Origin of the sequence: Belliella marina (assembly GCF_042682445.1) — a bacterium.
In the GTDB taxonomy this organism is placed as follows: Bacteria; Bacteroidota; Bacteroidia; order Cytophagales; family Cyclobacteriaceae; genus Belliella; species Belliella marina.
This window is the reverse complement of the sequence record NZ_JBHUHR010000025.1, coordinates 89,848-101,345: the sequence shown is the minus strand read 5'-3', so window position 1 is coordinate 101,345 and position 11,498 is coordinate 89,848. Positions and strand designations below refer to the sequence as shown.

General features: G+C 42.4%; 7 protein-coding genes. 1 reads left to right on the top strand and 6 read right to left on the bottom strand.

Going from position 1 to position 11,498, the window contains the following annotated elements:
- Positions 1-114: 114 nt before the first annotated feature.
- A complete protein-coding gene (locus tag ACFSKL_RS09470; protein WP_376885676.1) occupies positions 115-462 on the top strand; it encodes a hypothetical protein in 348 nt (115 codons plus the stop codon).
- A gap of 439 nt (positions 463-901) precedes the next feature.
- Here the strand turns inward: ACFSKL_RS09470 and ACFSKL_RS09465 are convergent, their stop codons facing one another.
- The 6 genes from ACFSKL_RS09465 to ACFSKL_RS09440 form a co-directional block, all read right to left on the bottom strand.
- The gene (locus ACFSKL_RS09465; protein WP_376885674.1) at positions 902-2,173 is read right to left on the bottom strand and encodes a DUF4998 domain-containing protein; all 1,272 of its coding nucleotides are present in this window, start codon (positions 2,171-2,173) and stop codon (positions 902-904) included.
- A 15-nt stretch (positions 2,174-2,188) separates the two neighbouring features.
- Positions 2,189-3,421, bottom strand: a complete 1,233-nt coding sequence (locus ACFSKL_RS09460) for a DUF5000 domain-containing lipoprotein (protein WP_376885672.1) — start codon at positions 3,419-3,421, stop codon at positions 2,189-2,191.
- 27 nt (positions 3,422-3,448) lie between these two features.
- Positions 3,449-5,323, bottom strand: coding sequence for a RagB/SusD family nutrient uptake outer membrane protein (locus ACFSKL_RS09455; protein WP_376885670.1), 1,875 nt, complete (start codon positions 5,321-5,323; stop codon positions 3,449-3,451).
- A 9-nt stretch (positions 5,324-5,332) separates the two neighbouring features.
- Positions 5,333-8,743, bottom strand: a complete 3,411-nt coding sequence (locus ACFSKL_RS09450) for a SusC/RagA family TonB-linked outer membrane protein (RefSeq protein WP_376885668.1) — start codon at positions 8,741-8,743, stop codon at positions 5,333-5,335.
- A 150-nt stretch (positions 8,744-8,893) separates the two neighbouring features.
- Complete coding sequence (locus ACFSKL_RS09445) at positions 8,894-9,940, bottom strand: FecR family protein (protein ID WP_376885749.1); 1,047 nt, start codon at positions 9,938-9,940, stop codon at positions 8,894-8,896.
- Between the two features lie 280 nt (positions 9,941-10,220).
- Positions 10,221-10,904 (bottom strand): RNA polymerase sigma factor, encoded by a 684-nt coding sequence (locus tag ACFSKL_RS09440; RefSeq protein WP_376885666.1) that lies wholly within the window; start codon positions 10,902-10,904, stop codon positions 10,221-10,223.
- Positions 10,905-11,498: the final 594 nt, after the last annotated feature.

Here is an 11,498-nt window from a genome sequence, read left to right as displayed (position 1 = left end):
TATTGTTTCCAGGGCAAGTTGACTGTCAACCGTCGACAGTTGACAATTATCCGCATGATTACATATGCATAATTTAACTACTGGTGCCATTGCGGATAATCATAATAAATAAAAATGAATACGAAGAACCTCGCTTTTCTACTAATCTGCTATCTCATTTCTGGATGTGATTCTAAAAACACTATTATAGAGGTGGAAATTACACCGGAAATAATCCTCGAAAGCATAGCCACAAGAATGCCTGGGAGCTTGTATTATTCTGATGAGAAACTGTTGATGATCGACCCATTTGGGAATCCCAATTTCATTCAGGTTTTTGATTATAATGGAAACTTGATAAAAAGCTTACATTCCAACATCCCTATTCTGAGACTTTCTGATAACATTCAGTCTAACACTCTTTTTGCAATAGGAGTTACCCCAGAGTTCTGCCTGATGAAGTTCCACTTAGATGATAATTAAACTACTATCGGCTAAAGATCTATAGGTTTGGTTTCGCTTAAAGGCGACTAAAGTGAATCCGAGACTTAGTGTTCTTTGTGAAAAACTTGGTGATCTTTGTGGTTATAATTTTTACCACAAAAATCACCAAGTAAAAACACCAAGTTCCCAAAGTAAAGCGTACTTTATCATATGCGGCTCTACTACAAATTTCAAATAGAAAGGGCCTGTCATAACAAATGACAGACCCCAGCCTTTACCCATACAAAGTCTGCTAAATCAATTCCCGAACACTTTCCTTTACTTGGCTCAGGGAAAGGGAGGATTTAGCTTCTCTATTCAATTGCCTCCATTATTTCAAAACTCATGAATTTAGCCTTCTGGCTTAATTTTTCATGGGGGAAAAATTAAGCCAGAAGGCCAAAAATTTTAATTCATGCTAACCGGTATTACCCACCCATCAGAGTCCCCAAATACCAAAGAATTCAAAAGACTCAATATTACAATGTCTACCATTGGAGGTATCAGGGTATTGCTGGGAGACCTGTCCTCCAGGTTGGGTGGTAGCAAATCCTACAGAGACCTCTGTATCATCAGTTATGGTAAATGTAATTTGAAAGGCATCAGGGCTGTTGCTTCTCAAAATCCTGACAAAGCCCAAGGTTTCATCCGATGTTTCTATTACTTCCACATCTGGAATTTCAGCTCCTTTGCCGACCACTAGGTAAACCTGGTCTCCCTGTCCTTCATTCCATGTATCTGGCACGCCATTGACCAATCTAAAATTAGCCTTAAAGGTATAAGTACCAGGACCGAGGACAAATGTTTGATGGATCTTACCATTTGTTATCCCATCTGGTACAGCCCCCCATCCGGTCTCCACATTGAAAATATTCCCATTTCTTTCATCCCATCCACCATAGCCGTTATGTACTTTGATGGCATCATTGGTGATCCAATCAGCCAATGTACCCCAGCGGCCACTCCTACCCTCAATCTGAAACGGTATCGCCCTGTTCTTAAGCGGTACTACATTAAGTACCCTGAGATTTTGGGTATTGGTATAAAACGTATCCAAGGCATGGCTGCCAGGTACAAACAAGGATTGGTAAGTCAAAGGGCTAGCTGGTTTAAAATCATCTATCGTTATAGTTTCCGTCCCATTCTCCACAAATAAGGTTTTATCTTCACCTACTATCCCTTCATAATAAAATACAGAACCCAATGCCCCACTGTCACTAGAAGTACTAAGATCCAGTGTCAGCAACCCATCCTCATATTTAGCACCCCTAACAAATATATTTTGGATTGCATTTTGGTAATTTTCCCCATATACATTGGCTGGAATTTCAAATGGGACAGACCTGTTGCCTTTTGAATCGACTGTAGTAAAGAAGAAGGTGTAATTGTCCTCTTCCAAACTCTCCAACAAAATATCGGAGGTATTGTATTCCCTTCCCTTTGTCACATCTGCACTTAGGGAATCTGAAACTCCCCTATACGTCCATTTCACCCATACTTTCTCAACAGATGGGTCGGGATAGGTCGTCATGGAAAACCGGATTCTATTCTTGCCTGTAAAGGTCTGTACACCTACAACCTTTCCCGGGTAAACAATAGGCCCTTCCTTTATCATATCCTGATAGTAATGGTCCATCCCCGTGCATGCGGCCAAAAGTGCCAATACCAGGATTGTGATGGCCGAATAAATATTCTTAATGATCATGTTCATAGTCTTTAAATTTTACTACTCTTGATAATCTCCCCAAAATTCAAGTTCGGAAATTGCAAAGTGCTGAGTCCTTCCCCAGGTTTCCTCCACCACTACTCTCAAAAAACGTACAGCTGGAGCATCTATTGGCACATCAAACTCATCCCCGGCATGTCGGGTATCCCAGTCATCCTGAGTAAGTTCCCCTACAGGCAAGCCAGAAGGCTTGATCATTTCGTATTCCCCCAACAGAATCCAGCTATCCCAACTTCCATCAAGATTCGGTTCATTGCTACCATACACCTTCCATTTTCTTGGAGAAAGTCCGGCATAGATATGACTGGACCCTTCCCATCTCTGCCATAGTTTATACCTACTCAGCTTGGCTTTCTTACCCATGTCAAAGGTAAAATGTGCGGGAATGCCAGAGTTGGGTACTGTATGGAAAATCTCATTAGCGTTATTGGCATTACCATTAAACATAAAGTGGATGCCTCTCGGAGCTATTCCACTCCAGCTATGCCCCTGCCAGTTGTCTGTAGGCAGGCGAAGCTCCTCCATGATTGTCCTGTCCAGTTTTTGTTCGAAGAAAGGCAACAATTCCACACTGAGCGTATCAGTGGAATTTCCCCAACGGTCCCTCATCACTATATAGAAATTTTGTGGTTCTGCCGCATATCCTCTTGCAGAGAAGCGGATATTCCTTTGTTTGGTATAATATGAATGGTCCAAACTCAGATCACCTTGCCCTTCTTTTGTGAAGATTTCAAAAACCAATTCCCCTTCAAACTCATTGACCGCCTCAACAGTAAGTCCCCCAAAATCCTCAAATACCTCAATGCTTTCAAAAGTCGTGATCACAGGAGGTCTGTTGATTTCTACAGAAACTACTACAGGCTCTGATCTTTCCTCATTAAGTCCCACGGCATACAAACTTACACTGTAAGCACCTGCTCTTGCAAAACCTTCTACCGTCAGGGACTGGACATATCTGGAAGCTTTCGCTTCCTTCCTTACCCCTTCACGGGTTTCATACTCCGCCAGGACATACAAAACGTTTTCCTGCGGCAAATCATAACTGATCCTTGCTTTCCCTGCCCCGCTGACCACACTTACATTCGTTACTGATTGGGGAGGATTGCCAGGATTTAATTCCTGATACCAAATATCCTCTTCACATGAGGATACCATCAGCAGCACTGACAAGCCTATAAGCATCAAAACAACCCTCTGTTTCAATAAGCTTTTATCTTTATATATATTAACCATTTTGATATTCTTTTATGTTGAAACCCATTACCAACCAGGGTTTTGAACCAGATTTTTATTTCTTAATAAAGTCCCTTCATTCAGGGGCCATAGGTAATCCCGCTGTCTGAAAGTCTGGTTAAAAATGACCCGCTTTCTATAGAATCCCTCCGGGCTTTGTTCAAACACATCCCATCCTTCTATAGGCATGCTTTGTTCTGTATGCGCTCGTTTCCAGCGGCGTAAATCCCAATACCGTTTACCTTCCAAAGCCAGCTCAATCAACCTCTCATGATGGATGATCTGTCTCAAACCTTGCTGTGTCGAAAATTTACCGGGATTATTGGAGTGTTCTGTCCAAGACTCCTGTACTCCTTTCAATCCTGCCCGTTCCCTGACCTGATCCAGATAATAAAACACTTCTTCTCCTGGCCCTTGATATTCATTGTAGGCCTCAGCATACATCAAATACAGGTCTGCTAGCCGGATTACCGGCCAGGAATACCAGCGTTGTGTATAGGAGTTGGTTTGAATGACGTTTTGGGGGTTAATGAGCTTTTTAGGCCAATATCCAGTGACAGAGTAAGCCCACAAAATCTGCAAACCGGCCGCCCCTCCCATCCTGTTTTGAATGTAAAAATTATTGCTCTCATCAAAATTCCCTTGTCCATACCAAACCCCTCCATCAAAACCCAGGCTGGCATAAAACCTATCCTCCCGATCAAAATGAAGTTTGGCAGTGGTGTACCCCTCCCGGATATTCAGTCGATCTTCATTTGAGGCAACTTGTATATCATACCGGTTGGCATAGTCATAATCCTTATCCTCATTGATGGGTACTCCATTTTTGGAGTAAAACATTTCCGCAATCTTGAGAGTGGGAGCGAATGCCCCCGCTACGGCATTATGATTACGGCTGGGGTCCCAGGTGCGGGGAGTAAGAGCAGGCTGGTCGATTAAGGAATTGGAATTCCCCCAAATCACTTCTGAATTCCACCTTTCCGTGACACTATTGCGGATACTCATTTGAATCAAAGTGGATTCGGACAAGCCCGTCTGTCCTATACCGGGAAGATACCTATACAATTGATATCCCAGTGAACTACATAGATCTATGGCTTCCTTGCTGGCATCCATTGCCCTTTTCCATTTACCCAAATCATGTTCGGCATTGAATAAGTTTTCCCCTCTTGCGTTCTTAAAACCGATATAATCAGGGTTTCCATTAAATAAGGGGCTTGCCGCAGTCACCAATACCTGTGCCTTGACCGCCATGGCGATAGGCTTGTTGATCCGTCCGGCCATAGCCTGCATGTCTACTTCCTCAGGAAGTACTTCTATGGCTTCATCCATCAACTCCACAATATAATCCACTATCATATCCACCGGTTCTCTATGCACCTGCACTTGGTCTATTGTTGCATCAATAGGCAAGTTTTCCTTGATCAACGGAATGGGTCCATACATGCGCATCAACCAGAAATGATAATAGGCTTTTAGGAATTTCACCTCAGCTTCCCATACATTTTTCATAGATTCTTCCAGATCGGGAACATTCCTTACATTTTCCAGAAAGATATTACAATCCCTCAACCCTTGGAACATGGCCCTGCCCTCAGTTCCATCCCAATAATTCAGCAGGGAAGAATTTTGGTTCTGCAGCCCTCTGGCCAGTCTGACGGATGACATTCCACTAGTGGGGACTGCCCACATCTCATCACCGCCCAAGAAACCCGGATTCGTAGAAAGACTTGCGTGATTTGGCATCCAAGAATAGCAGGTAAACAAATACCGCTCGGCGGAGGCCCGCATATAGAATGCGTGGTCAATAGTGGCCACATCATCTGGGACCACATCCAGATAATCACATCCGCTTAGCAGAATGACATATAATATTATCAAATACCTTTTCATAGTTTTCATGTTACCTGTTTAGAAAGATGCGTGTAAACCTAAATTGACTACCCTTTGGATTGGATATCCCAATCCATTCCCTGCCATCTCAACGTCCCACAGTTTAAACTTAGACCAAGTCATTAGATTAGTGCCATTGGCATAGATCCTGAGGTTTCTCATCTTGATTTTATCAAGCACCCTTGAAGGCAGTGAATATCCCACCTCCACTTGTTTTAGACGTAGAAAAGACCCATTCCGCATAAACCAGGTACTCCTCTGCATATTGTTTTCTACCAGGGTAGGGCTTAATCTCGGCCATAAAGCATAGATATCCCGGTTCTCTTCAGACCAATAGCTGTCGGCATAAGCCTGCAGCAAGGCATTTTCCGGAATCCCCGGAAGTGTCTCATTCTGGTAATAATAAGGTATAAATGGTGCGGTAGCACGGGAATCTATCCAAAAGGATGATCTGGCTGAACCTTGGAAGAAACAGGAAAAATCCCAATCTCCCCGCCCAAACGAAAGGCCAAATCCATAATTGATTTCCGGTGTAGTAGGATGTCCTATCGGCACCCTGTCCAAGTCCGTAATCCTTCCATCCCCATTTGTATCGAAATATTTGATATCCCCACCCATGGTAGCCTGGTTTCCAAACAATTGCTGGGGGGAATTGGCCACTTCCTGATCGTCTACAAACAAGCGCTCTGCAACAAAACCCCATTCTTGCCTTAAATTATGCCCTACACGGCTCAACCAAGGATGAGGATAATCCGGTTCTTCATAGACCAAATACTCACTGGTCGCATAGGTGAAATTACCCATCATCTGTATCCATGTCTTATGGTTGATGCTATGCTGTCCATTCAACTGTACATCTATCCCTCTACCCATTACCTCTCCGATATTGGCTGCTATCGGTGTCGCCAAACCCATGGTGGTCGGGATATCCACCCTATTCATATAGATATTGGTACGGTGCTCCTTGAATATGTCCGTGATAATCTCAAACTTATCAAACAAACCCAACTCTATAGCCATGTTGGTCTTATAAGACTTCTCCCATCCAATATAGGGATTAGAGTATCGGCTAACTGAAATCCCCGATCTTCCATATAGCCTATCGAGACCAAAAATGGCTCCCCGATCAGCATTATTCATGTTGATCTCCGACAAATACAGGAAGCGTTCGTTATCCCTGGCAACCCTATCGTTTCCTACCATACCATAGGTACCCCTGACCCTTAGTTTAGAAATGATCCTTTTGGCAGGATAGAAGAATTCTTCATTGGAAATACTCCATGCCAGTCCGGCAGAAGGGAAAAAGCCCCATCTGCTTGACTCATGAAAACGCTCCGAACCATTGTATCCAAAATTGAACTCGGCATAGTAGCGGTTGTCATAGTTATATGTAGAACGTCCAGACAAGCCCAGATTTCTGAACGGCAAAGACTCTTGGAGACTACCTGCATTTCCTCTTAAGGAGTTCCTTAGGATAAAAACCATCATCCCACTGACATTGTGCTTCTCCTTAAATGTCTGGTTATAATTCAAGGCGCTTTCCATATAAAACAGGGTTTCTACTTCCTTGTTTCCTTCTGAATAATCCAAGAAATCTGAACCGAACAACTCATTCAGCAGCTCATACCTGTAGTTTCCTGTAAACTGATCAAACCCTGCCATGGAATAGTAAAAAGGCATATAAGATCGGTTTATATCAAAAAAAGCCCTTCTGGTGGTATTTCCCAGGAACCTAAAATTCAACCCTTCTGTAAGAAAAGATAGGTTTTGCCTCAACTCCACTTGGGCCAACATCATGGAGCGGGAACTTTGCTTATAGCCTCTTACCAATTCTGCATATGGGTTCAGGAACTGGCCTAGTTCTGCGTTCCCGAACATGATATGGCGCAAATGCTGCTGCTCATCTCCTGGGGGATAATAAGGCTGGAACAAAACTGGGTTGGAACGCATAATCATTTTGTACACATCCGCTCCCCCTCTCATTGGTCCAGTGTACTCATCAAAGGAACCGTTCAACCTTACCAACAATTCTGTAGTTTCGGTCAAATTCATATCCACATTCGACCTTAACGAGTAATTTTTAAGGCTGATGTTATTATTGAAATTACTCCTCTTGGGCACTTCCAGTACCCCATTGTCCTGATTGAAAGCACCTGAAACAAAGAACCTGGCGACTTTCCCCCCACCCCTAACATTCACATTCACCCTTTGGTTGACAGCATAGGGCTTGACCAGCTCATCCATCCAGTTTACCGCTGGGTAGAGCATAGGATCACCACCGGCGGCAGTACGGTCTATTTTACCTAGTGGGTAGCGGATGGGAGACAATGGATCTCTTGTTGAAATTGCCTCATTGGTCAATCTCATATAAGTCACAGGGTCTGCAAGTTCTACATTTCTGGTAGGTGCCGAAATCGAGTTTTCCAAACGTATGTCCAAAGTCGTTTTTCCTTCAACACCTCTTTTGGTCGTTACCAAAACCACTCCATTGGCTCCTCTGGCGCCATAGATTGCTGTGGCTGTGGCATCTTTCATGATGGTAAAACTCTCCAGGTCATCCACCTGGAGTCTGGCCAAATCAGTAGTGGTAACCTCCACGTTATCTATCAATATCAACGGGGCAATATTGGCTCCAAAGGTGGTGATGCCACGGATAAAGAAATCGGCATTGTCCATCCCAGGCTCTCCACTTCTTTGGTAGGCAATCATCCCTGCGACCCTTCCTGACAATGCTGTGGTCAAATTACTACTGGGAATCTTCAAGTCCCGTACAGCAACACCCTGGACGGCACCTATCATGTCCGTTTTTTTCACCACATTGCCAAAGTCTGTAACAACAACTTCCTCCAGACTGGACAAATCTTCGACAAGAGTCACATTGACCTGTGTGCGTGCCCCCAAAAGAATCTCTTGGGTCTCAAATCCCACAAAGGAAAATCTTAATACAACATCTTCCGAATCAGGGACAGCAAGGACATAATTTCCATCTACATCCGTCGCCGTACCAGTTTGGGTGCCTTTCACCATGACTGTCGTCCCTGGTACAGGCAAACCGTCTGTTGAGGAAATCACTACCCCTTTTACAACCCTATCTTCCATCTTCTCACTTTTTGGCGAGTGGTCACTCGTAACGTGGATGGTCTTATTGACACTCTTAAACCTCAAATTAGTCTTTTTGGAAAGCTCTTCCAATACCGCCAACAAGGACTGATTCTCTACCTGAACGGTCTGGGGCTTTACTCCGGCCAGTTTCCTCTCTTCGTAGGCAAATCCATAGGATGTCTTTTTCTCAATCTCATCAAAAACCACCTTGACTGGTGCATTTTTGATCTTTAGTGTAACAAAAACCTTCTCCAATTCATGTACCTGTGTATCGCCCGCTTTTACTTGGGACAGCAACATACAAAACAGTACCATTTGGAGTATCATAATCTTGCCGATCGATTGCCGACAATTGGTGGGTACTTGTTTTTTCATCATATAAATTTTGGGTATAACATATTAATAAATCTTAAGGTGGTTTTCATTTGGCATTACCTTTTGATGCAATCGGTTAATGCATCTTCATATATATTTAAGCTATTGATTATTTTTCTTACTGACATATACCATTTTATCCCTGATTGTAAAATCAAATTCAGATGAGTAGCGCATGCCAATCAGCACATTACTTAGGGTTTGGCTATGAAATCTCCCGCTGTATCTTCCATCCAGAGATATCTCCTCTGGAACTACAAACTGCACATCGTACCACCTTGACAGAATGTCAAACACTTCGCTGATGGGGATATTCTTGAATTTCAGTACCTTTTCCTTCCATCCCAACATGGCATCGTAATCAAAATCGGTTTCGGTCAATGAACCGGAAGTTCTGTCGTATTTGGCAGCTTCATTGGGAGAAATCTGAAACTTACTTCCCTGTACTGCAACCACTTCTACCAATCCAGTAGCTACAGCCACCTGAAAGTAACGCTGATCTGGATATGCCCTCACCCCAAAAGATGTCCCCAAAACTTTGGTTTCCACCTCGCCACTTTTTACAATGAAGGGACTGGTTTTATCCTTTTTCACTTCAAAAAATGCCTGCCCTTTCAACTCTACCTCCCGGCTTCCCATAAACGTGGAGGGATACCGGATCTCACTATCTGCATTTAAGGTCACCCTGGATCCATCAGGCAATAGAAATGCCTTTTTCATGCCTCTTGGGACAGACTTCGTTACCCATGTTATCTCCGAACCTGTAATTCCCTCTCCCACATTTCCTTGATTGAACAATCCCTTCAACACACCCAGCAATAATATAGAGGCCGCTATTGAGGTTCCCCAAACCAAAAACCTCCTCTTGGATACCTTATGGTGCTTTTTTGGCAAGGGCATATTCCTGTGGTTTGCCAGTATCAACTGATCCAAGATCCTCTGTGAATCCTGGGCATCCATCACATGTTCCTCTTTAGGCCTAAATGAAAGCAATATGTTTTTGGCACTTTGGAGCATGTCGGTTTTGCCCGGGTTATTCCGGCACCATTCCATCCAATACCTGTCGGTGTGCTCATTGGGAGAATGTACCCATTTGGTGAAAAATGGGTTCTTTAGAAAGTCTGATTCGTGTTGGGGATCGAAGCCCATATTTCTCAATACTTAAATAGGTTAAAACTAATCTCGGTTTTGGTTTTGGAAGGTATAGAGACATAAACACTAAAAATGACATCGTCAAAATCTGTGTTTTTTCAAAAAAAAAATCAAAAACAGCTTCAAACAGCCAGAATCAAACAATATTTTTGATTTGTATAATGATCTAAAAGATACCTTAATAGAAAATGACAGCTGTCAACGACCAATTGGTAGGTACTTAAAAAAACAAAAATTGGATATTTGGACTTTTCTCACTGATCCGCCACAAAATATCCTAGCACATCAGTATGGGTAAGAAATATAGCAATTGTAACACGTCTTTGTATTGACCCAGCAATTCAGCCAGTCTGTTGATCGCTTTGTAGAGGTGGTTTCTGGCTGACTTTACATGTGAAAGCCCCATTATCTCGGCAATCTCACCATAGGATAGTCCTTCAAAATAATGTAAAAGAATAATCTCACGCTGTTTTGCAGGCAATCGATTACAGGCATTTTCCAAAAGCTTCTTTTCATCTATGGTGAATCTGGTGTGGATTTGAACCAATTCTGGATCAACACTGATCTGAAACCCATCTTCCCGGGCATATTCACTCATGAAATTAAGTTGTCGATGTTTCTTCAGCAATCGGATCATACTTCTTCTAAAACATGCATAAAGATAAAACTTCACCGAAGACGCAGCCCCAATCTCGGTACGCCTTTGGATCAAATTGAGAAACACATCCTGGACTGCGTCCTGAACCAATCCTTTATCTCGGGTAAACTGCCGTCCGTATGCATACAATTTATTGGAATACAATTCAAAGAGTTTGGCCAAAGCGGCATCACTCCCCTGCTGGAATTCCAGCCATATTGTAGATTCCACAACTAGCCCCGAACTCCCAAAACCCCTTGAATCTACTAAAGGACTATCTTCCCCATGTTCATTTTTCTTACTTACATTTAATCCCGGTATCATTTTAGGCTTGGTTAATTGACACAAAAATTTCCAATTTTTGATTATTATTATTCAATTCATCTTTATATTTAATGATTTGCAATATTAAATTCGTCATAAATAGAATTTGCCCAAATTAAATAAACTTATAAATCAAAAACTAGCAATATTGAAAATTATCAGTATTCAAAGCACACCTTGAGCGGCTCCTAACATGTTCGTTTTTTTTCACCACATTGAATATGTCTATAACAACAACTTCCTCCAGAATGGAAAATCTTCATGCAACGTCTTCCGAGAATTTCTGATTCTCTGTCTGAACAAATTGGGCTTAACCCCAACCGGCATACTCTCCTCCCAAGCAAACCTACAGGCTGCCAATTTCCCAATCTCACCTAAAACACCTTGACTGGTGCATTTTTGGTCTTTAGTGTAACATAAACCTTCTCCAATTCATGCACTTATGCATTGCCCGCATTTGCCTGGGACAGCAGCATTCAAAGTAGTATCATATTATAAGTTTTTAATCATTAAATTTATTTTAAAACATTTCCTTTTATATAAAGAAATATTCATATTATTTCTCCCATCAGTTTTAACATAAACTTTTATTTT

Excerpts from the sequence above, each read along its gene's own strand:
- ACFSKL_RS09470 (WP_376885676.1), top strand. The coding sequence starts at position 115 with ATGAATACGAAGAACCTCGCTTTTCTACTAATCTGCTATCTCATTTCT.
- ACFSKL_RS09465 (WP_376885674.1), bottom strand. The coding sequence starts at position 2,173 with ATGAACATGATCATTAAGAATATTTATTCGGCCATCACAATCCTGGTA.
- ACFSKL_RS09460 (WP_376885672.1), bottom strand. The coding sequence starts at position 3,421 with ATGGTTAATATATATAAAGATAAAAGCTTATTGAAACAGAGGGTTGTT.
- ACFSKL_RS09455 (WP_376885670.1), bottom strand. The coding sequence starts at position 5,323 with ATGAAAACTATGAAAAGGTATTTGATAATATTATATGTCATTCTGCTA.
- ACFSKL_RS09450 (WP_376885668.1), bottom strand. The coding sequence starts at position 8,743 with ATGATACTCCAAATGGTACTGTTTTGTATGTTGCTGTCCCAAGTAAAA.
- ACFSKL_RS09445 (WP_376885749.1), bottom strand. The coding sequence starts at position 9,940 with ATGGGCTTCGATCCCCAACACGAATCAGACTTTCTAAAGAACCCATTT.
- ACFSKL_RS09440 (WP_376885666.1), bottom strand. The coding sequence starts at position 10,904 with ATGATACCGGGATTAAATGTAAGTAAGAAAAATGAACATGGGGAAGAT.